Origin of the sequence: Rhizobium sp. 2MFCol3.1 (genome assembly GCF_000377565.1) — a bacterium.
GTDB lineage: Bacteria > Pseudomonadota > Alphaproteobacteria > Rhizobiales > Rhizobiaceae > Rhizobium.
In genome coordinates, this window is the sequence record NZ_KB898356.1 from 428211 (window position 1) to 447980 (window position 19770).

Sequence of the window (19770 nt, forward strand, 5' to 3'; positions counted from 1 at the left end):
AGAGCGTGAATTGCAGGGTGCAATCACGGTTGCGCGCCAATGAGTTGCGGGCGTCCGATATGGCTGCAACCCCTGCGTACCGCGCGAACCGTTGAAACCGAGCGCGCGCAACTTATGTCTGATGGGTTCATGCCTGAAGCAGGCGCGGCCATGCCAGCGCCGCGCCGCCAAAAATCATAGAACCGGGATCATTCCCTCCGCCGGTTTCACGGCGGTCCTCACAAGGAAACGTTTGACCATGCGTTACAACCAGCTTGGAAATACCGGCCTGTTCGTCTCCGAAATCTGCCTGGGCACCATGACCTTCGGCGCCGCCGACGACAAAAGCCCGTGGGGCGCCATTGCCGACGTCGATCAGAAGGCGGCCGATGCGATCGTCGAGCGGTCGCTTTCTGCGGGCGTCAATTTCATCGACACCGCCGACGTCTATTCCTTCGGCGACTCCGAGAAGCTGCTCGGCCAGTCGCTGAAGAACCTCGGCGTCGCCCGCAAGGATGTCGTCATCGCCACCAAGGTCTATGGCGCGATGGGCGACAAGCCGAACGATCGCGGCGCCTCGCGCGGCCACATCATGGATTCGGTCGAAAAGAGCCTCGAGCGCCTGCAGACCGATCATATCGATCTCTACCAGATCCACGGCACCGACAGCGTCACCCCGATCGACGAGACGCTGCGCGCGATGGACGATCTCGTCTCGCGCGGCTTGGTGCGCTATGTCGGCGTCTCCAACTGGCAGGCCTGGCGCATCGCCAAGGCGCTTGGGATTTCGGAGCGTCGCGGCTTCGCTCGCTTCGAGACCGTGCAGGCCTATTACTCCATCGCCGGCCGCGATCTCGAGCGCGACATCGTGCCGATGATGAACGAGGAGAAGGTCGGGCTGATGGTCTGGTCGCCGCTCGCCGGCGGCTTGCTGTCGGGCAAATACGGCCCCGGCGCGCCCGGCAACGGCGAAGGCCGCCGCGCCGCCTTCGACTTCCCGCCTGTCGACAAGGACCGCGCCTGGGCCTGCGTCGCCGTCATGCGCGAGATCGCCGAAAAGCACGGCGTAAGCGTCGCCACCGTGGCGCTCGCCTATGTGCTTGCGAAGCCTTTCGTGACGACTGTCATCATCGGCGCCAAGCGCATCGAACAGCTCGACCAGAACCTCGCCGCCGTCGGACTGAAGCTCGATGCCGATGACCTGAAGAAGCTGGACGAGGTAAGCGAACTGGCCCCCGAATATCCCGGCTGGATGCTCTCCCGCCAAGGCGCCGGCCGCCGCCCCGCGCCGTTCGAACCGAAGGCCTGATCACAATCGAAACGCTGGACGCCGAGGCAAACCCGGCGTCCAGCATATAACTGCGGAGGCGACCTTACTTGGCGTGCGCCTTCAACCACGCCTGCATTTCGGTGATCTCGGCCTCCTGCGCCTTGATTACGCCCTCCGCCAGCTTGCGCATCTCGGGATCCTTCCCGTATTGCAGCTCCACCTTGGCCATGTCGATCGCCCCTTGGTGGTGGGCGATCATTCCGCGCACGAAGTCGATATCGGCGTCGCCGCTGTATTCGATCATCATGTCCTTGTGCATCTTGTTGTTGGCCTCGGAAAAGGCGTGGCTGGACGGGCTGTGGTCGCCCATCGGCATGCTCATGTCCATATCCATCGGCTTGTCCTCCGCGCGTGCGGGAAGAGCGATGAACGAGAGGCCGGCGATAAGACCGGTCGTGAGAGTGAGTAGCTTCAGAGACATGGGATATCCTTCCTCAGTCTGGCAATGAAAGTCCGATGCGGCGTATCGTGCCGCGTTTCTCAGGGGCTTGATGTCAGATCAGTCGGGGAGGGGGCGCCTGCGGCGCCGGCCGCGCGCCGGGAAAGGCAAGCGCGATCGCCGGCGAGGGATAGGAAAACGCCTGCTTGCCATCGGCATCAACGATCACATCGACGGGCACGACCAGACAGGCGGAACAGAGCGGCATATGCGCCATGCCGCCGGCAGCACACGGGCTCTTCTCCTGCGCGGAGACCTTGGCGGTCTCGCCCATATCCATGCCCTGCATATGATGATGCGGCTTGCCGGCAGCCATGTCGACAGCGGCAGGCTGGCTCATCGACGCGCACATTGGACATCCAGCCCACGCGAACATCGTTCCGTAGGTCAACCACGCCAGCATCATCGTCGCGATAGAGAAAAGCCGCATTGGTCAAACATAGGCAAGCGCGCTACCGCTGCCAAGACGTCGCGTCGCGCTAATCGAGCTTGGCCGCCTTGCGTAACGCATCGTTGATCCGCCCCTGCCACCCCTTGCCGGTCGCCTTGAACGCGTCGATCACATCAGGATCGAGCCTCAGCGATATCTGCCGCTTCGGGCTTTCCACCGCGGGCCGCCCTCGCGAACGCCGGATGCTCTCGGCAAGCTCGGGGAAAACCTCGGCAAAGGGACGCGCCTTCTTGAAGTCCTCTTCGGTCCATTCGGGGTTGTCGCCGACCTCGTCCCAGTCGTCCTTGGAGTAGCCGCGCCCTTCCTTAAATTCGATCTGCAGCTCAGTCTTCTTCGCTGTCATCCAGCAACCTCCTCTCGCTCTTGCGCGCCGGGCGCATCGAGATAACGGAAATGCCCTCCGAGCCCAGCACCGCGAACACCACGGCGATCGAGCCATCGGCAAAGCGCCCGATCGCCATCAGGCGCCCGCGCTTGGCCGGCCGCAATAGCGCACCGAGAAAGAACACCTCGTCGAGATCGGCGAAGTCGAGCCCATGCTTGTCAAGGTTGGCAAGCCGTTTCGGCTCATCCCAAACGATCTTCATCGATACGATATCGCAAAATAAAAGTGATACAATAAATCTTTGATTGCATCACGATATCTTGCAATTCACCAGGCTGCAATCACCCGATGGATCACTTGGTAGTCCGGGCTTTCCTCGCCTATCGGCACCACCGGCCAAGCCCACGCCGCCCGCGCCTCTGGCACAATAACCCCATGCATCAGGTCGCTCTCTTCATGGGGCTTTCCGTTGCGATCGATCACGGCATAGGAGACGTCAGTGACGAGGCAGCTCTTGAACGGCATGCGCGACAGGCCGGAAAGATGCGCCGCAATCAGCTGCTCGACCGTATCCTCAGGCATCCGCTCCCGCTCGGCCTCGAACCGCCGCTGCACGCCGCGCCCGATCTGCGAGAGCAGATTGGCCGAAACCACGAGATCGAGATAGGGCACATTGCGCAGGAACCCCAGCGGCTCCGGCGTCTCGCCGGCCGCAAGCGTGTCATAGCCCGAGAGATCGCGCTCGATCAGCCGGACATTGCGATAAGCCTTGCGGCGCATCTTCATCCTCACCGTCGCGACATGCACGAGATCGATCAGAACAACGGTATCGAAGCTGGCCGCCAACTCTCGGATCGGCACATCGCGCAGCAAGCCCGATCCAAGAACCACGGCCGTCCGCCGCTGCTTGCAGCCCGCTATTGCCGCAAGGATCGCCCGCCTCGTATTCTCCTCATGCTCCGCCCACTGCCGGCTGCAGCGATTGGCGCGGGACCAGAGATTGACGGAGTATCGGATATATTTGCGGTGCGGCTTGCTGGTGAAGGGGAGGGTGGCTGCGTAGACGAGGGCTTCTGCGATCATGATCAGTCGAAGCTATTTCAACCCCCAGTTCGGATCATCCTTTGCCAGAAGTTCGTATTCGGCTTCTGCTACCTCCATGTCGGCGATATCCTCAAGATACTGCTCGATCACCTCATAGGCATACTTCTCCACCGACATCTCGGCTTCGGCCGCATGTTCGCTCAACACACGGTATGATTCTTCCGACAATTCGACGGTGATGCGCTTGCCCATGGTTAAATCCTTTGCTGATACCAGGATAATAGCAGTCCGGCTTTGTGTTCGCCAGCCACCACCCTTGCCGCATCCGGCCCTTTCGGCTAGGAAACCGCCACTGTCACACTGAGCGGAAGACGTTGGAAATGAACGACAAGCAGAAGAAACCACAAAAGCTCAAGGCCAGACTTCCCCGCGGCTTCGTCGATCGTTCGGCGGCCGATATTCGCGCCGTCAACGAGATGACCGCGAAGATCCGGGAAGTCTATGAGCATTATGGTTTCGATCCTGTCGAAACGCCGCTCTTCGAATACACCGATGCGCTCGGCAAGTTCCTGCCGGATGCCGACCGGCCGAACGAAGGCGTCTTTTCGCTGCAGGATGACGACGAGCAGTGGATGTCGCTGCGCTACGACCTGACGGCGCCGCTCGCCCGCCATGTCGCGGAAAACTTCAACGAGATCCAGCTGCCCTACCGCACCTATCGCGCCGGCTATGTGTTCCGCAACGAGAAGCCCGGCCCCGGCCGCTTCCGCCAGTTCATGCAGTTCGACGCCGATACCGTCGGCGCGCCCGGCGTGCAGGCCGATGCCGAGATGTGCATGATGATGTCGGACACGCTGGAAGCCCTCGGCATCAAGCGCGGCGACTATGTCATCCGCGTCAACAACCGCAAGGTTCTGGACGGCGTTCTCGAAGCGATCGGCCTCGGCGGCGACGACAAGGCCGCCCAGCGCCTCAACGTGCTCCGCGCCATCGACAAGCTCGACAAGTTCGGCCCCGAGGGCGTGGCTCTCCTGCTCGGCGCCGGCCGCAAGGACGAGTCCGGCGATTTCACCAAGGGCGCAGGCCTCGATCAGGGCCAGATCGACAAGGTTCTCTTTTTCGTCGGCATCAAGGATTACGCCGAAAGCGCCGCCCAGCTTGCCGAACTCGTCGCCGGCACCTCCAAGGGTGCTGAAGGTGTCGAGGAACTCAACCTCATCGGCGGTCTCGTCACCGGCGCCGGCTACCAGTCCGACCGCATCAAGATCGACCCCTCCGTCGTCCGTGGCCTCGAATACTACACCGGCCCGGTCTATGAAGCCGAACTCACCTTCGATGTTACCAACGAGAAGGGCGAAAAGGTCGTCTTCGGCTCCGTCGGCGGCGGCGGTCGGTATGATGGTCTGGTTTCCCGCTTCATGGGCCAGCCGGTTCCGGCCACGGGCTTCTCCATCGGCGTCTCGCGCCTGATGACGGCGCTGAAGAACCTCGGCAAGCTCGGCCAGAGCGAAGTCGTCGAACCCGTCCTCGTCACCGTCATGGATGGCGATGTCGAGGCCATGGGCCGCTATCAGCGCATCACCCAGGAACTTCGCGCAGCCGGCATCCGCGCCGAAATGTACCAGGGCAACTGGAAGAAATTCGGCAACCAGCTGAAATACGCCGACCGCCGCGGCTGCCCGGTCGCCATCATCCAGGGCGGCGATGAGCGTGCCGAGGGCGTCGTGCAGATCAAGGACCTGATCGAGGGCAAGCGCCTCTCCGGCGAGATCGAGGACAATGCCTCGTGGCGCGAGGCCCGCGTCGCCCAGGAAACGGTCAAGGAGGCCGATCTGGTCGCCAAGGTGAAGGAGATCCTGGCGGCGCAGGCGGAAGATCGCAAGCGAGCCTCTGATGTTTGAGGGGCGGCGCCAGCACCCCCCTCTGTCCTGCCGGACATCTCCCCCACAAGGGGGGAGATTGGCTGGGCGCACCCGCTCGCTCCACTCTCATTGTTTGGCCGAAAGGCTGCCACGGGTCGATCTCCCCCCTTGTGGGGGAGATGCCCGGCAGGGCAGAGGGGGGTATTCCCCGGAGACACCAACCCCATGCCCCTGATCAATCTCCCAGCCTTCTCCGAAGACCTGCTCGCCGAATTCGCCGCCCGCCGCACCGAGCGCGTCGACACCCCGGTCATCCAGCCGGCCGAACCCTTTCTCGATATCGCCGGTGAAGACCTTCGCCGTCGCATTTTCATGACCGAGAGCGAAACCGGCGCCAGCCTGTGTCTCCGCCCGGAATTCACCATTCCCGTCTGCCTGCGCCATATCGAAAGCGCCATGGGTACGCCGAAGCGTTACGCCTATCTGGGCGAGGTCTTCCGCCAGCGCCGCGAAGGCGGCAATGAGTTCTATCAGGCGGGCATCGAGGATCTCGGCGATATCAACATCCCGAGCGCAGACGCACGTGCCATCGGCGATGCGGCCGGCGTGCTGTCGCGCCTGCTGCCCGGCAAGAAACTGGCCGTCACGCTTGGCGATCAGGCCGTCTTCGAGGCCGTCGTCCAGGCGCTCGGCCTGCCGCTCGGCTGGCAGAAGCGGCTGATCCATGCCTTTGGCGACACCACCCATCTCGAAGCGCTGCTCGCCAGCCTTGTCAGCCCGCAATTCGTCACCGGCTTGAGTGACGATATCGCCCGCCTTCTCGGCGCCGACGATGAAGAGGCGCTGGTCGCCCATATCGACGCCACCATGCAGGCGACAGGCTATTCCACCAATGCCAGCCGCTCGCCGCAGGATATCGCCCGCAGGCTGAAGGAAAAGCTGATCCTGTCGGAAACCCGGCTCGATGACGCAGCCTTCCTAGTGCTCCAGGAGTTCCTGTCGCTCAACGTGCCGCTGATCAATGCATCTGCGGCGCTCTCCGGCTTCGCCGATGCCGCCGGCCTCAAGCTCGGCAATGCCCTGTCGCGTTTCGATGGCCGCGTCGCTGCACTCGCCAATGCCGGCGTCGATCTCTCGCTCATAGATTATCGCGCCGCCTTCGGCCGCCCGCTGGATTATTACACCGGCCTCGTCTTCGAGATCGGCGTCGAGGGTTCGGATGCCGTGCTTGCCGGTGGCGGCCGCTTCGACAAGCTGATGACGCTGCTCGGCGCCAAGGAGCGCATCCCGGCTGTCGGCTTCTCGCTGTGGCTGGATCGCATCGAAACGGAAAGGGCCGCCTGATGACCATCACCATCGCGCTGCCCTCCAAGGGCCGGATGAAGGACGACGCCTCGGCCATCTTCGAGAAGGCCGGCATGAAGATCACCGCCGTCGGCAACGACCGTTCCTATCGTGGTCGCGTCGAAGGCTGGGACGATGTCGAGGTCGCCTTCCTCTCGGCCTCCGAGATTTCCAAGGAGCTCGGCAACGGCACCGTCGATTTCGGCGTCACCGGCGAAGACCTGATCCGCGAAGGCTTGGCGGAAGCCGACAAGCGCGTCGAGTTCTGCGCCCGCCTCGGCTTCGGCCGCGCGGATGTCATCGTCGCGGTGCCGGAGATCTGGCTAGATGTCGACAGCATGGCCGATCTCGGCGATGTCGCCACCGATTTCCGCGCCCGCCACGGCCGCCGCCTGACGATCGCCACCAAATATTGGCGGCTGACGCAGCAGTTCTTCTCGCGCCAGCACGGCATCCAGCTCTATCGCATCGTCGAAAGCCTGGGCGCCACCGAGGGCGCACCGGCATCCGGCTCGGCCGATATCATCGTCGATATCACCTCGACGGGCTCGACGCTGCGCGCCAACCACCTGAAGATCCTGTCGGATGGCGTCATCCTGCGCTCCGAGGCCTGCCTCGTGCGCGCCCGTAAGGACAGCCACGCCGACGAGCCTTCCGTTGCCCGCCTGATCGAAGCCGTCCGCGGCGCGCTCTGATATCTATCGTCGTACCAATCACGAAAAAGCCCGCCGCCAGGTGACCTGACGGCGGGCTTTTTTATGCTTGGGAGGATGCGGTGCCGATTAAGCGGCGACCGGCAGGGCGCCACGGCGGGCGTCGATCGAGTAGAGGCCCGGGCCGAAGGTGGCGAGCAGGATGTAGGCGCCAGCCAGCGTGAAGTTCTTCATCAGCATGATGCCGTTGAGAGCGTTGATCCAGCCGAGAGCGGCATCCGGCCAGCCGGGAACGGCAACGGTGCCGGAGTGGAAGACGAGACCGGTGAAGACGCAGAATGCGGCCAGTGCCCAGCCGATGATCTTCGTCTGGAAGCCGACGAGAACGGCAAGACCGGTGACGAGTTCGAACAGGCCGGCGAGGTAGGCAAGAGCGGTAGCGGCAGGCAGGCCGGCTCCGGTGATCATGCCGGCAGTGCTTGCCGGGTCGGTCAGCTTGCCGAAGCCCGAGTAGATGAAGATGAAGGAGAGGAGGATGCGGGCGACGAGAATGACAATGTTTTGGGTATTCGACATGGAACTGTCTCCGGTTGAATGTGTTGAGACCGGTGTGCCCCCGGCACGGTTGTCGATCTCGTATGCACCGTTTCTCCTCTTTTTTGGTCGTCATGGAAAGATAGACGGGAGCGGACAGTTCGTTCAGCAATAGTGAACGACAATCATGTATCATGTCGGCTTGCCATGGCGCCGCGCGCTCTTCTATGGTCGGTCAGCGACCCGCAAATGGAGACTTCAGATGGCAGACCTTTCCGCATTCCCGATCACCAAACGCTGGCCGGCAAGCAATCCCGATATCATCCAGCTCTATTCGCTGCCGACGCCGAACGGCGTGAAGGTGTCGATCGCGCTTGAGGAGCTTGCTCTGCCCTATGAGCCGCATCTGATCTCGTTCGGCACCAACGATCAGAAATCGCCGGAGTTCATGTCGCTCAATCCGAACGGCCGCATTCCGGCGATCATCGACCCCAACGGCCCTGATGGAAAGCCGATCGGCCTGTTCGAATCCGGAGCGATCCTCGTCTATCTCGCCGAAAAGACCGGCAAGCTCATCCCGGCGGATGCTGCCGGCCGCTACGAAACACTCCAGTGGGTCTTCTTCCAGATGGGCGGCATCGGGCCGATGTTCGGCCAGTTCGGCCACTTCCACAAGTTCGCCGCCGACAAGGTCGCCAACAATTCCTATCCGGTGGAGCGTTATCGTGACGAGTCGAAGCGCCTGCTCGGCGTTCTGGAAGAGCGGCTGCAGGGCCGCCAGTGGATCATGGGCGACACCTACACGATCGCAGACATCACCACATTCCCATGGGTGCGCGGCGCCGATGTCTTCTATGGTGGCCGCGAGCTCCTGGAATACGACAAGTTCCCGGCGGTCATGGACTGGCTCAAGCGCTGCATCGCGCGTCCGGCCAGCGAAAAGGGGCTGAACATCCCCGCCCGCCCGGTCTGAGCCCTCGCCGTAAACGCAGTGCCCATAACGTCAAAAGCCGGCCCACTGGGCCGGCTTTTCCGTGACAGCAGTAGTCTTACTGGCGGCGAATGGCGGCCTTGTTCGTGTCGGCCTCGATGCGCGGGAAGATGAACATGCCGATCATGCTGCCATTGCCTTCCTCTTCGTAGCCGTTCGATTCACCCATGCAGAACAGCGGCTGGCGGTAGCCGTTGGGCATGATGATCGTGGTCGAAAAACAGAAGGACGAGGATAGCGCCGCGGCCTGTTCGAAAATCTGGACGATGCGGCCGCGATCTTTCGGGTCATAACAGCGCATCAGGCTGAGCAAGCCGCATTCGGGTACGCTCAGGCCATGCAGCCGAGCGCTTCGTTCCTGAAGGCGGATCACGCCGCTGGAAAAGTCGCCGACCCAGCTTTCCGATATCGAGAGCTGAGCGAGCATGTCGGGATTGTTGTCGTTGAGTTCCAGCGATCCGCGCATCAGCGGTGCGGATGCGTTGGTTTTTGTTATTTTAAACACATTGTTCCCCAGTTTGGGCGCAGCGTTCTCCCTTGCTGCACACCCGGCAAACATTACAGATTCAGTCGACGCCGGGCTTCATGCTCGGTGGCCGGAAAATAGCGTTTCGAGCGGTCGCTCCGTAAGTTGAGCCCACTCTGCCCAGCCTTTCCAAAATATGCAACTTCTAATTTAATTCAGGATAAGAAACTCGGTCCATGCGTCAATGCAATTCTGAGCGGTGTTGGCGATGCAGCGGCAAGTGCGCCTGAACGAAGCGCCGAACACAACGCGAATCTATAAGTTTTTTTGCAGAAACGGCAATGGTTTTTCACACGCTGGCGTACCCTCACACTCAATCATCAACGATCAGAAATAGCGGAAAGGTTGATAAAAACACTGCTAAATAATAGGAAATTGATGGAGTTGCGGGCATTTGCTGCCTTTAGCGACAACCATTGGCTCGAAAATTCGATTGTTACGGGAATTTGACCCCTCGGTAAAAATCGCCCGTCGAGCAAGCCTCAGGAAAGCCTCGCTAAGCGCAGCGGCTCTCCATTTGTATGATTATACGTTTCATCACACGGTTGAAAAATTCCGCGCGCGAATGTGAGTGCGAATCACAAAACGAAAAGGGCGACCCGAGGGCCGCCCTTCCGTAACTGAACCTGATGGCTCAGACATAAGACCCGAAGGTCTTACATCATGTCCATGCCGCCCATTCCGCCCATGCCGCCAGGCATGCCGGCAGGAGCGTCCTTCTTCGGCAGCTCGGCGATCATGGCTTCCGTGGTGATCAGCAGCGAAGCAACCGAAGCTGCGTTCTGCAGAGCCGTACGAACAACCTTGACCGGGTCGACGATGCCCATGGCAATCATGTCGCCATATTCAGACGTCTGGGCGTTGTAGCCGTAGTTGTCTTCGTTCTTCTCGAGGATCTTGCCAACAACGATCGATGCTTCGTCACCGGCGTTCTCGGAGATCTGGCGAACCAGGGACTGCAGAGCGCGACGGATGATGTTGACGCCAGCTTCCTGGTCGTCGTTTGCACCCTTTGCGGTGATCTTGGAAGCCGAACGGAGGAGAGCAACGCCACCACCAGGTACGATACCTTCCTGAACAGCAGCGCGCGTCGCGTTCAGAGCGTCGTCGATGCGGTCCTTGCGTTCCTTGACTTCGATTTCCGTGGAGCCGCCAACGCGGATGACGGCAACGCCGCCAGCGAGCTTGGCAAGACGTTCCTGCAGCTTTTCGCGGTCATAATCGGAAGAGGTTTCTTCGATCTGAGCCTTGATCTGAGCAACGCGGCCTTCGATGTCGGACTTGGCGCCAGCGCCGTCGACGATCGTCGTGTTTTCCTTGGAGATCGAAACCTTCTTCGAACGGCCGAGCATGTCGAGCGTTACGGATTCCAGCTTGATGCCGAGGTCTTCGGAGATGACGGTGCCGCCCGTGAGGATGGCGATGTCTTCCAGCATGGCCTTGCGGCGATCGCCGAAGCCAGGAGCCTTGACGGCAGCGATCTTCAGGCCGCCACGCAGCTTGTTGACGACGAGCGTAGCAAGAGCTTCGCCTTCGACGTCTTCAGCGATGATGAGGAGCGGCTTGCCGGTCTGAACGACGGCTTCGAGAACCGGGAGCATCGCCTGCAGGTTCGAGAGCTTCTTCTCGTGGAGGAGAATGTAAGCGTCGTCGAGGTCGGCGACCATCTTTTCCGGGTTGGTGACGAAGTAAGGCGACAGGTAGCCGCGGTCGAACTGCATGCCTTCGACGACTTCGAGTTCGGTTTCAGCGGTCTTGGCTTCTTCGACGGTGATGACACCTTCGTTGCCGACCTTCTGCATGGCTTCAGCAATGTCGTCGCCGACCTGCTTGTCGCCGTTTGCGGAGATCGTGCCGACCTGGGCAACTTCAGCCGAGGTGGAGATCTTCTTTGCCTTGGCCTGCAGGTCCTTGACGACTTCTGCAACAGCGAGGTCGATACCGCGCTTCAGGTCCATCGGGTTCATGCCGGCTGCAACTGCCTTGGCGCCTTCGCGAACGATAGCGCGGGCCAGAACGGTTGCCGTCGTGGTGCCGTCGCCGGCGATGTCGTTGGTCTTCGAAGCAACTTCGCGGACCATCTGGGCGCCCATGTTTTCGAACTTGTCTTCGAGTTCGATTTCCTTGGCGACCGATACACCGTCCTTGGTGATGCGCGGAGCGCCGAAGGACTTGTCGATAACGACGTTACGACCCTTCGGGCCGAGGGTTACCTGCACTGCGTCAGCGAGGATGTCGACGCCGCGCAGCATCTTTTCGCGCGCAGAGCGGCCGAACTTTACTTCTTTAGCTGCCATTTTGAGAACTCCTGAAAAGGGGTGTCAGCGAACTGAGATGGATGGGAAACCGGCTGATTAGCCGATGATGCCCATGATGTCGGCTTCCTTCATGATCAGAAGGTCTTCGCCGTTGATCTTGACTTCGGTGCCGGACCACTTGCCGAACAGAACGCGGTCGCCAGCCTTGACGTCGAGAGCGACGACTTTGCCGGACTCGTCACGAGCGCCGGTGCCGACGGCGACGATTTCGCCTTCCTGCGGCTTTTCCTTGGCGGTGTCAGGAATGATGATGCCGCCCTTGGTCTTTTCTTCGGACTCAACGCGGCGAACAACGACGCGATCGTGAAGGGGGCGGAAGTTGGTGCTTGCCATTGTCTAATCCCTCGATCAAATGACACTCGCAGGCCGGTATGGCCCACACGGATGGGTGTTAGCACTCTCCTCTGGTGAGTGCTAGCGACCTGCATTTAGGAGCGGCCATCTGGGGAGTCAAGGGAAGCTGTCGTAATTTTCCGACGCCCCGTGTCTATAGCCGTTTGATGGCAAAGTTGTGAACCTGCCGCGCGCCAGTCGAGGCGGGGAAAACGCTTCGATGGTTAATGCCGGAAAGGGCAGGGGCCGTCCGCATCTCCCGGCGCCGAGCTTTGTCATAAACCCGTGTCCGGAATTTGCGAAATGCCAACAGGAAGCGCCGTCTCGGCCACGCCGCCGGGCCGGGATTGTCCAGCCCCCATGCGGATGATATCGAGCGACAGGAGACAGCCGGCAGAGGTCGGCAAAGGGGTGGATATATATGAGCGTGGACGGGGCGGTGATGGCGGATGACAGCGTGGCATCGGTGCCGTTCGGCGAGGCCCTCCGCGTCTGGGCCAGGATCGGCTGTCTGAGCTTCGGCGGCCCCGCCGGGCAGATCGCCCTGATGCACCGGACCATCGTCGACGAAAAGCGCTGGATCTCCGAGGATCGCTTCCTGCACGCGCTGAACTATTGCATGCTGCTGCCGGGCCCCGAGGCGCAGCAGCTGGCCACCTATATTGGCTGGCTGATGCACGGCGTGCGCGGCGGCATCCTCGCCGGCCTGCTCTTCATCTTACCCGGCTTCGTCGTGATGCTCGGCCTGTCCGCCCTCTACGCCGTGTTCCAGGAAACCACCTGGCTTCCCGCCCTGTTCTTCGGCCTCAAGGCGGCCGTCCTTGCAGTCGTCGTCGAGGCGCTGCTGCGCCTTGCCCGCCGCGCGTTGAAAACCCGTGCGCACTATTACATCGCCGGCGCCTCTTTCCTGGCGCTGTTCATGCTGAACGCGCCGTTCCCGATCGTCGTCATCCTCGCCGGCCTCACCGGTTTCGCGCTGCACCGCTATTCCCCCCGCCACGCGCCGACGCAACAAGCCCAAGGCCAACTCAACACGCAATCGCCCCGCCGCCTACCCACGTTTACGACCCACGCCGTCGCCCGGCCGCTGCTCATCCTCGTCTTCTGGATCCTGATCTGGCAGGCACCGTTGCTGCTCGTCCGCAATCTGCATGCGCCATCCGATCTCATCGCCGAGGCGCTCAGCGGCGAGACCAATGTCTTCGGCGCGCTTTTCATCTTCTTCTCCAAGATGGCGGTCATCACCTTCGGCGGCGCCTATGCGGTGCTCACCTATGTCGCGCAGGTCGCCGTCGGCCATTATGCCTGGCTGCAGCCGGGCGAGATGCTGGATGGCCTGGCGCTGGCCGAAACCACGCCCGGACCGCTGGTACTCGTCCTCTGTTTCGTCGGCTTCCTCGCCGGCTACCGCAACCCGCTCTTCATGGCGCCGCTGATGGGCGGCGCGCTCGGCGCCACGCTGGTTGCCTGGGCAACTTTCGTCCCGAGCTTCGTCTGGATCTTCGCCGGCGCTCCCTTCGTCGAGAAGCTGCGCGACAATGCCGGCCTGTCGGCGGCACTTTCGGCCATCACCGCCGCCGTCGTCGGCGTGATCCTCAATCTGTCGCTCTGGTTCGGCCTGCATGTGCTCTTCGCCGAGGTCGGCCGCGTCTCGCTTCTGTCGCGCGGCACGGGCCTCCCCATCGTCAGCCTCGCCTGGCCGCAGTGGTCTACGATCGATATCGCGGCGCTGGCGATCTTCGTGATCGCGTCAGTCCTGCTGTTCTACGTGAAGATGGGGATGGTCAAGGTTCTGGGGCTTTGCGCCGTGGCCGGCCTTGCCATCAAGGGTGCTGAATTGCTGCTCTGAAGGCCGTCGGAGCCGACCAGATCGCAAGAATTTCATCGTTCTGCATTGCAAAATTTCTTGCCATCGCGGCAGGCCTTTGTCATGTCAGCCCTCATCGAATGAAAACCGGGACTTTGAAATGGCGCAGCGCATCGAGAATTTCGCAGAGATCACCAGCCACTATGATGCGGTGTTCTGCGATGTGTGGGGCGTGTTGCACAACGGCGTTTCGCCTTTCCCAAAGGCGGCCGCAGCTTTGCAGGCCGCGCGCGAAGCCGGCCTCACGGTCGTCCTCATCACCAATTCGCCGCGCATCGCGCCGCTCGTCGTCGATCAGCTCCGCAACATCGGCATCCAGGACGAAGCCTATGATCGCATCGTCACCTCGGGCGATGTCACCCGTGGCCTGATCGCCGAAGGCCCGAAGAAGGTCTTCCTGCTCGGCCCGGATCGCGACATCGCCATCATCGAAGGCATCGGCGTTACCCGTGTCTCCGCCGAGGAGGCCGATTGCGTCGTCTGCACCGGCTTCTTCGACGACGAGACCGAGACGCCCGAGGATTACACGGACATGCTCAAGGCCTTCCAGGCCCGCGATGTGCCGATGATCTGCGCCAACCCCGACCTGATCGTCGAGCGCGGCCACAAGATGATCCCCTGCGCCGGCGCCATGGCCGCCTATTACGATCAGCTCGGCGGCAAGACCCGCATCGCCGGCAAGCCGCACAAGCCGATCTATGATGCCGTGCTTTCGGTCGCCCGCGAAATGCGCGGCGACCTCAAGATGGACCGTATCCTGGCGATCGGCGACGGCATGCCGACGGATGTGCGCGGCGCCCTCGATTACGGCCTCGATCTTCTCTATATCAGCGGCGGCATTCATGCGGCCGAATACACGCTGAACGGCGAGACCGACGAGGCGATCCTCACCGCCTATCTCGAACGCGAGAAGGCAACGCCGAAGTGGTGGATGCCGCGACTGGCTTAAGCCGCCACGCACCTGAAGCCGCCTTGCCTAAGCCCGAAGCATCAGTAAAGTCTGCCCGATGACCGTCTTCCACCGCAATGAAACCCGAGAGCCCTTGCCCGAGCACCTGCATGGCGGTGTGGTCGCCATCGGCAATTTCGACGGCGTCCATCGCGGTCATCAGTCGGTGCTGGAGCGCGCGCTTGAGATCGCCGAGGCGCGCGGCGTTCCGGCGCTGGTTCTCACCTTCGAGCCGCATCCGCGCACGGTCTTCAACCCGCAGACACCGGTCTTCCGCCTGACGCCCGCGCCACTGCGTGCCCGCATCCTCGAGGCAATGGGCTTCGGCGCGGTCATCGAATACCCGTTCGACCGCGCCTTTTCGCAGCGCTCGGCCGACGATTTCATCCATTCGATCCTCAAGGACTGGCTCGGCGCATCCGAGGTCGTGACCGGTTTCGATTTCCACTTCGGCCGTGGCCGCGAGGGTGGCCCTGCCTTCCTCATGGAGGCCGGCAACAAATACGGTTTCGGCGTCACCCTGATCGACGCCTTCCGCGATGAGAATTCCGACGTCGTTTCCTCGAGCCGCATCCGCGCGCTGCTGAAGGATGGCGAGGTCAGCGAGGCGGCCGGCCTGCTCGGTTATCACTATACGGTCGAATCCGAGGTGATCGGTGGCGAAAAGCTCGGCCGCCAGCTGGGCTTCCCGACAGCCAACATGCGCCTGCCGGCCGAGGTCGAGTTGAAGCCCGGTATCTATGCCGTGCGCTTCCGCTTCGAGGATGGATCGATGCATGACGCGGTGGCAAGCTATGGCCGCCGCCCGACGGTCACCGACAACGGCGCGCCGCTGCTCGAAACCTTCGTCTTCGATTTCTCCGGCGATCTCTACGGCCAGATCTGTTCCGTCTCCTTCTTCTCCTACCTGCGCCCGGAACTGAAGTTCGACGGGCTCGATCCGCTGGTCGAGCAGATGAACCGCGACAAGGAAGAGGCGAGGGCGGTGCTATCGGGCATGCAGCCGATCAGCGAACTCGACCGCAAGCTCTGCGGCCTCGCGTAAGGCTTTCACGCCGAAATCATCCTCCATCAGCGGCCGGTGTGTGGTCGCCGTCTCTGAGAAACTGTGTCTTTTTCGCGGCAGAGATGCTTGTCGCGCCGCGCGGCTGGCATATGTCATCTATCTGATAAGACGCGGATAAGCCGCGCCCGATCCGCGAAAGGCACTCTCCCCATGGACAAAAGATTTGGAACGGCGGCCTGCTGGCTGCTCATCATTCCCTATATCGGGCTGCTCTGGGTCCCCTTCTACAATTTCCACGATCCGGTTCTTTTCGGCTTCCCCTTCTTCTATTGGTATCAGCTCCTCTGGGTGCCGATCACCGCCTTCCTGACCTGGATCGCCTACCGGAGCATGCGCAATGACGACTGATCTCAACGTCACGGCGCTCAGCGTCTTTATTTTCTTCTTTGTCCTCGTCACCGTCATGGGCTTCGTTGCCTCACGCTGGCGCCGGCCCGAAACCATGGCGCATATCGACGAATGGGGCCTCGGTGGCCGCTCCTTCGGCACATGGATCACCTGGTTCCTTGTTGGCGGCGATTTCTATACGGCCTACACAGTCATCGCCGTTCCGGCGCTCGTCTATACCGTCGGCGCTTATGGCTTCTTCGCGCTGCCCTATACGATCGTCGTCTATCCCTTCGTCTTCATGGTCATGCCGGTGCTCTGGAAGCGGGCGCGGGACTTCGGCTATGTCACGGCGGGCGACGTCGTCCACGGCCAGTATGGCTCGCGCGGGCTGGAGCTCGCGGTGGCGGCAACAGGCGTCATCGCCACCATGCCCTATATCGCTTTGCAGCTCGTCGGCATGACGGCGGCGCTGAAGGCGCTCGGCCTGCATGGCGAGGTGCCGCTTGCCATCGCCTTCATCGTGCTCGCGCTCTACACCTATTCGGCGGGTCTGAGGGCTCCGGCGCTGATCGCCTTCGTCAAGGACATCATGATCTATGTCGTGGTGATCGCCGCCGTGGCGCTGATCCCCTCGAAGCTCGGCGGCTATGCCAATGTCTTCGCCTCCGCCGACGCCGCCTTCCAGGCCAAGGGTTCCGGCAGCCTGCTGCTTGGCGGGAACCAGTATGTCGCTTATGCGACGCTGGCGCTCGGCTCGGCACTCGCGGCCTTCATGTATCCGCACACGCTGACCGGCATCTTCGCCTCAAACAGCGGCAACACCATCCGCAAGAACGCGGTGCTGCTGCCGGCGTACACGCTGCTGCTCGGCCTCCTGGCGCTGCTCGGCTACATGGGCCACGCCGCCGGTCTCAAGCTCGACAGCGCCAATGACGTGGTGCCGGCACTGTTCCAGACGCTCTTCCCCAGCTGGTTCGCCGGCTTCGCCTTCGCGGCGATCGCCATCGGCGCGCTGGTGCCGGCGGCGGTGATGAGCATCGGTGCGGCCAACCTCTTCACCCGCAACTTCTGGAAGGCCTATGTAAACCCCCAGGTGACGGATGCGGGCGAGGCGAAGGTCGCGAAGATGACCTCGCTCGTCGTCAAGGTCGGCGCCCTGCTGGTCATCATCTTCCTCCCCACCCAGTTCGCCCTCGACCTGCAGCTCCTCGGCGGCATCTGGATCCTGCAGACGCTCCCGGCCCTGGTCTTCGGCCTCTACACCAACTGGTTCCGCGCCCCCGGCCTTCTCGCAGGCTGGTTCGTCGGCTTCTTCGGCGGCACGCTGCTGGTCTGGATCAACGGGTTGAAACCGCTGCAGCCGGTGACGATGGGCGAGACCTCGTTCACGATCTACATCGGGTTGCTGGCGCTGGCGGTGAATATCATCGTCGCGGTGGTGGTGAATGCGGTGGCGCCGGGCAAGGCGGTGGCGCGCACATAAAAACGGGTTTTGGCACCAATATCGACCGCGGTTTCATTGGGGCCGCGGTCTTTTGCTACGGAAAGGCTCCGACATCAGGGCAGGGTTGCCTCGCAGCGCTGATATTGCTGCAGGCCTTCGCCGATGCCCGCGCCAAACGGGATGCAGCTGTCTTCGACCAACTGGAAACCGGCACGCGAAAGCAGGTCGGCGGCGCGCTGCTGGCGCATGCGGTTGGAAGCGACGACGTCGATTTTTTCCTTGGACATCTGGCCGATGTGGCAGGCGATGTCCTCTTGTTCCGATGCACTCACCTCGGCACGCAAATGGAAGCGCTTCACGACCGAGCGCAGAAAGTCGCAGCCCGATTGGCTGTTTGTCAGGCCGATGCGTGCGGCCATGGCGTCGTAGGACGCCATGCGTGCGGCCCTCTTGTTATCTTCGCCGTCGGTTATGATGACTATCTCGCCGCCGCGTTCGCGCGCGATTTGCCGCGACTTCTCTGCGAAATAGGGCGCCTGCGGAAAGCTGCTACCGATGCCGATGAAGGCGACATTGGCGGGATAGAGCGTCGCAAGCCAGCCCAGCGGCTTTTCAGGGCTGGCAAGCAGGACCGTTGCGCGGGCAGGATCGGCAAGCGGCTGCGCATCCGAGTGATAGAGCGTCTCGCCCCATCCTTCGTGACCCCAGTTGCGCGCTCCGCTGATGATGACAGTGGCCGTCGACACGATGAGAAGCCAGGTCGCGATGTGGCGTGCTCGCCCGTAGGCCAACAGTTGCTGAAGCAGGACGAAGAGGACAATTGGCAGAAGCACCTCGAACGGCACCATGTAGCGGCCGATGCTAAAGAGCTTCATCCAGAATAGATAGCCGACGACAATGAAGACCAGAATGAAGGCGGCCTCAGCGCTCATGCCTGATCCGGCATCACTGCGCCTCCGGCCGACGATCACCCGCCGCACTATCCATATGAGGAAAGCGACATAGGTCGCGGGCCATATGATCTGCCGGATCGAGAGTTCTCCGATCCGGTGCGGATCGAGGGAAAAAAGGAACGGCCACAGCAAGCTGTCGATGAGCCCCTTGGGAAGCCAGCGCGTGTCGGCGACGCTCATCGGAGCGCTCAACGGGTTGGGAAAGATGGTACTGAACTGCGGGAACAATGGATTGCCGAACTCGTTCCATAACCGCAGCATCCAGTAGCCGCCAGTGACCGCGAAGCCCGCGACCGCCGCAAGGCCGAAGAGCAGCTGGATCCTGAAGCGTTGGCCAATAGATCCTCGCTGGCAGAGAAGCAGCGCCACCCAGATGGAAAAGGCAGGGACCGCGTTGGTAAGTTTCAGGCCCATCGCAAGACCGGCTAGCAGGCCGGCTACGGTGAGCTGCGTCAGCACGATGGCATTGAATTGGCCGAGCGTTTGCCAGCGCGCCGTCAGGATATATAGACTGGCGAGCAGCAGCAGCGCCGTCGTATTGTCCCCCATGCTGTTGCCGATTTCCGACAGGAAGACGCCTGTCAGGCATCCGAACAGCGCCAGAATAAGCGGTAGTCGCCGGCGATCTTCAGGTGGCCTTTCCGGCAGGACGTTGAAGGCGATTCCGAGCACGAGCACGAAGGCCGTGCCGTGCAGCAGCCCTTGGATGAAGCCGGAGAGCGGCGCCGGCAGCGCGCTGTTGAGCAAGTAGACCGGCACGTCGAGCAGCGGGTTGAAATAGCCCTGGAAGCCCGACGGCGCTAGGTCAACCGACAGCTTGCCGTTAAGTAGGGCGAACGGGGCGTATAGGTGATAGTTATAGAGATCCCAATTGGCGTCCGCTCCTAGCCCCAGCGAATAGAGCCCGAAAAGTATCGGGACGATGATGCATGCGGCGAGGGGCGCATAGGGCCGGTTCAGCAGCCTCCGGGCAGTATCCATGGCGTTGCTTCTCATGCGTCAATTCGCCGGTAGGGATCAGGCCGGCATATG

General features: G+C 61.9%; 21 protein-coding genes. 10 read left to right on the forward strand and 11 right to left on the reverse strand.

Going from position 1 to position 19770, the window contains the following annotated elements:
- Positions 1-238 precede the first annotated feature (238 nt).
- A complete protein-coding gene (locus tag D460_RS0110785; protein WP_018898557.1) occupies positions 239-1288 on the forward strand; it encodes an aldo/keto reductase in 1050 nt (349 codons plus the stop codon).
- A gap of 64 nt (positions 1289-1352) precedes the next feature.
- On the opposite strand, the gene D460_RS0110790 is transcribed toward D460_RS0110785, so the two are convergent.
- The 6 genes from D460_RS0110790 to D460_RS0110815 form a co-directional block, all read right to left on the reverse strand.
- On the reverse strand, positions 1353-1730 hold the full coding sequence (locus D460_RS0110790; protein WP_018898558.1) for a DUF305 domain-containing protein: 378 nt from the start codon (positions 1728-1730) through the stop codon (positions 1353-1355).
- 73 nt (positions 1731-1803) lie between these two features.
- Positions 1804-2088: a hypothetical protein gene (locus D460_RS0110795; protein WP_348625618.1), complete on the reverse strand. Its 285-nt coding sequence runs from the start codon at positions 2086-2088 to the stop codon at positions 1804-1806.
- A gap of 139 nt (positions 2089-2227) precedes the next feature.
- Positions 2228-2542, reverse strand: coding sequence for a BrnA antitoxin family protein (locus D460_RS0110800; protein WP_018898560.1), 315 nt, complete (start codon positions 2540-2542; stop codon positions 2228-2230).
- On the reverse strand, positions 2523-2786 hold the full coding sequence (locus D460_RS0110805; protein WP_018898561.1) for a BrnT family toxin: 264 nt from the start codon (positions 2784-2786) through the stop codon (positions 2523-2525). Before D460_RS0110805 ends, D460_RS0110800 begins: the two co-directional genes overlap by 20 nt.
- 65 nt (positions 2787-2851) lie before the next feature.
- Positions 2852-3607: a hypothetical protein gene (locus tag D460_RS0110810; RefSeq protein ID WP_018898562.1), complete on the reverse strand. Its 756-nt coding sequence runs from the start codon at positions 3605-3607 to the stop codon at positions 2852-2854.
- A gap of 12 nt (positions 3608-3619) precedes the next feature.
- A complete protein-coding gene (locus tag D460_RS0110815) occupies positions 3620-3820 on the reverse strand; it encodes a hypothetical protein (RefSeq protein WP_018898563.1) in 201 nt (66 codons plus the stop codon).
- Between the two features lie 128 nt (positions 3821-3948).
- Here D460_RS0110815 and hisS point away from each other — a divergent pair, with 128 nt between their 5' ends.
- The 3 genes from hisS to hisG all read left to right on the forward strand — a co-directional run bounded on the left by hisS (position 3949) and on the right by hisG (position 7469).
- Positions 3949-5469: a histidine--tRNA ligase gene (gene hisS, locus D460_RS0110820; protein ID WP_018898564.1), complete on the forward strand. Its 1521-nt coding sequence runs from the start codon at positions 3949-3951 to the stop codon at positions 5467-5469.
- 186 nt (positions 5470-5655) lie between these two features.
- On the forward strand, positions 5656-6774 hold the full coding sequence (locus D460_RS0110825) for an ATP phosphoribosyltransferase regulatory subunit (protein ID WP_018898565.1): 1119 nt from the start codon (positions 5656-5658) through the stop codon (positions 6772-6774).
- The gene (hisG, locus tag D460_RS0110830; RefSeq protein ID WP_018898566.1) at positions 6774-7469 is read left to right on the forward strand and encodes an ATP phosphoribosyltransferase; all 696 of its coding nucleotides are present in this window, start codon (positions 6774-6776) and stop codon (positions 7467-7469) included. Before D460_RS0110825 ends, hisG begins: the two co-directional genes overlap by 1 nt.
- 87 nt (positions 7470-7556) lie before the next feature.
- Here hisG and D460_RS0110835 read toward each other — a convergent pair whose 3' ends face one another.
- The gene (locus D460_RS0110835; protein WP_018898567.1) at positions 7557-8003 is read right to left on the reverse strand and encodes a DoxX family protein; all 447 of its coding nucleotides are present in this window, start codon (positions 8001-8003) and stop codon (positions 7557-7559) included.
- Between the two features lie 220 nt (positions 8004-8223).
- On the opposite strand from D460_RS0110835, the gene D460_RS0110840 reads away from it, so the two are divergent.
- Positions 8224-8934 (forward strand): glutathione binding-like protein, encoded by a 711-nt coding sequence (locus tag D460_RS0110840; RefSeq protein ID WP_018898568.1) that lies wholly within the window; start codon positions 8224-8226, stop codon positions 8932-8934.
- A 76-nt stretch (positions 8935-9010) separates the two neighbouring features.
- On the opposite strand, the gene D460_RS0110845 is transcribed toward D460_RS0110840, so the two are convergent.
- The 3 genes from D460_RS0110845 to groES form a co-directional block, all read right to left on the reverse strand.
- Positions 9011-9457, reverse strand: a complete 447-nt coding sequence (locus D460_RS0110845; protein ID WP_026283015.1) for a hypothetical protein — start codon at positions 9455-9457, stop codon at positions 9011-9013.
- A 677-nt stretch (positions 9458-10134) separates the two neighbouring features.
- Complete coding sequence (gene groL, locus D460_RS0110850; protein WP_018898570.1) at positions 10135-11775, reverse strand: chaperonin GroEL; 1641 nt, start codon at positions 11773-11775, stop codon at positions 10135-10137.
- Between the two features lie 57 nt (positions 11776-11832).
- Positions 11833-12129 (reverse strand): co-chaperone GroES, encoded by a 297-nt coding sequence (groES, locus tag D460_RS0110855; RefSeq protein ID WP_018898571.1) that lies wholly within the window; start codon positions 12127-12129, stop codon positions 11833-11835.
- Positions 12130-12550: 421 nt separating this feature from the next.
- Here groES and chrA point away from each other — a divergent pair, with 421 nt between their 5' ends.
- The 5 genes from chrA (at position 12551) to D460_RS0110880 (ending at position 17824) form a co-directional block, all read left to right on the forward strand.
- Positions 12551-13978 carry a chromate efflux transporter gene (chrA, locus tag D460_RS0110860; protein ID WP_018898572.1) on the forward strand — a complete coding sequence of 476 codons (1428 nt, stop codon included), beginning with the start codon at positions 12551-12553 and terminating at the stop codon, positions 13976-13978.
- Positions 13979-14096: 118 nt separating this feature from the next.
- Positions 14097-14945: a TIGR01459 family HAD-type hydrolase gene (locus D460_RS0110865; RefSeq protein WP_018898573.1), complete on the forward strand. Its 849-nt coding sequence runs from the start codon at positions 14097-14099 to the stop codon at positions 14943-14945.
- A 58-nt stretch (positions 14946-15003) separates the two neighbouring features.
- On the forward strand, positions 15004-15990 hold the full coding sequence (locus tag D460_RS0110870) for a bifunctional riboflavin kinase/FAD synthetase (RefSeq protein WP_037111138.1): 987 nt from the start codon (positions 15004-15006) through the stop codon (positions 15988-15990).
- 171 nt (positions 15991-16161) lie between these two features.
- Entirely contained in the window at positions 16162-16359 is a 198-nt protein-coding gene (locus D460_RS0110875; protein WP_018898575.1) for a DUF3311 domain-containing protein, read from the forward strand.
- Complete coding sequence (locus tag D460_RS0110880; protein WP_018898576.1) at positions 16349-17824, forward strand: sodium:solute symporter family protein; 1476 nt, start codon at positions 16349-16351, stop codon at positions 17822-17824. Before D460_RS0110875 ends, D460_RS0110880 begins: the two co-directional genes overlap by 11 nt.
- Before the next feature lie 74 nt (positions 17825-17898).
- On the opposite strand, the gene D460_RS0110885 is transcribed toward D460_RS0110880, so the two are convergent.
- Positions 17899-19719 carry a hypothetical protein gene (locus D460_RS0110885; protein ID WP_018898577.1) on the reverse strand — a complete coding sequence of 607 codons (1821 nt, stop codon included), beginning with the start codon at positions 19717-19719 and terminating at the stop codon, positions 17899-17901.
- Positions 19720-19770 lie beyond the last annotated feature (51 nt).

Coding starts and splice junctions, on each gene's coding strand:
- hisS (WP_018898564.1), top strand. CDS start 3,949: ATGAACGACAAGCAGAAGAAACCACAAAAGCTCAAGGCCAGACTTCCC.
- groES (WP_018898571.1), bottom strand. CDS start 12,129: ATGGCAAGCACCAACTTCCGCCCCCTTCACGATCGCGTCGTTGTTCGC.
- D460_RS0110815 (WP_018898563.1), bottom strand. CDS start 3,820: ATGGGCAAGCGCATCACCGTCGAATTGTCGGAAGAATCATACCGTGTG.
- D460_RS0110790 (WP_018898558.1), bottom strand. CDS start 1,730: ATGTCTCTGAAGCTACTCACTCTCACGACCGGTCTTATCGCCGGCCTC.
- D460_RS0110785 (WP_018898557.1), top strand. CDS start 239: ATGCGTTACAACCAGCTTGGAAATACCGGCCTGTTCGTCTCCGAAATC.
- D460_RS0110865 (WP_018898573.1), top strand. CDS start 14,097: ATGGCGCAGCGCATCGAGAATTTCGCAGAGATCACCAGCCACTATGAT.
- D460_RS0110810 (WP_018898562.1), bottom strand. CDS start 3,607: ATGATCGCAGAAGCCCTCGTCTACGCAGCCACCCTCCCCTTCACCAGC.
- D460_RS0110825 (WP_018898565.1), top strand. CDS start 5,656: ATGCCCCTGATCAATCTCCCAGCCTTCTCCGAAGACCTGCTCGCCGAA.
- D460_RS0110805 (WP_018898561.1), bottom strand. CDS start 2,786: ATGAAGATCGTTTGGGATGAGCCGAAACGGCTTGCCAACCTTGACAAG.
- D460_RS0110835 (WP_018898567.1), bottom strand. CDS start 8,003: ATGTCGAATACCCAAAACATTGTCATTCTCGTCGCCCGCATCCTCCTC.
- D460_RS0110885 (WP_018898577.1), bottom strand. CDS start 19,719: ATGGATACTGCCCGGAGGCTGCTGAACCGGCCCTATGCGCCCCTCGCC.
- chrA (WP_018898572.1), top strand. CDS start 12,551: ATGAGCGTGGACGGGGCGGTGATGGCGGATGACAGCGTGGCATCGGTG.
- D460_RS0110870 (WP_037111138.1), top strand. CDS start 15,004: ATGACCGTCTTCCACCGCAATGAAACCCGAGAGCCCTTGCCCGAGCAC.
- D460_RS0110795 (WP_348625618.1), bottom strand. CDS start 2,088: ATGAGCCAGCCTGCCGCTGTCGACATGGCTGCCGGCAAGCCGCATCAT.
- D460_RS0110800 (WP_018898560.1), bottom strand. CDS start 2,542: ATGACAGCGAAGAAGACTGAGCTGCAGATCGAATTTAAGGAAGGGCGC.
- D460_RS0110880 (WP_018898576.1), top strand. CDS start 16,349: ATGACGACTGATCTCAACGTCACGGCGCTCAGCGTCTTTATTTTCTTC.
- D460_RS0110875 (WP_018898575.1), top strand. CDS start 16,162: ATGGACAAAAGATTTGGAACGGCGGCCTGCTGGCTGCTCATCATTCCC.
- groL (WP_018898570.1), bottom strand. CDS start 11,775: ATGGCAGCTAAAGAAGTAAAGTTCGGCCGCTCTGCGCGCGAAAAGATG.
- hisG (WP_018898566.1), top strand. CDS start 6,774: ATGACCATCACCATCGCGCTGCCCTCCAAGGGCCGGATGAAGGACGAC.
- D460_RS0110840 (WP_018898568.1), top strand. CDS start 8,224: ATGGCAGACCTTTCCGCATTCCCGATCACCAAACGCTGGCCGGCAAGC.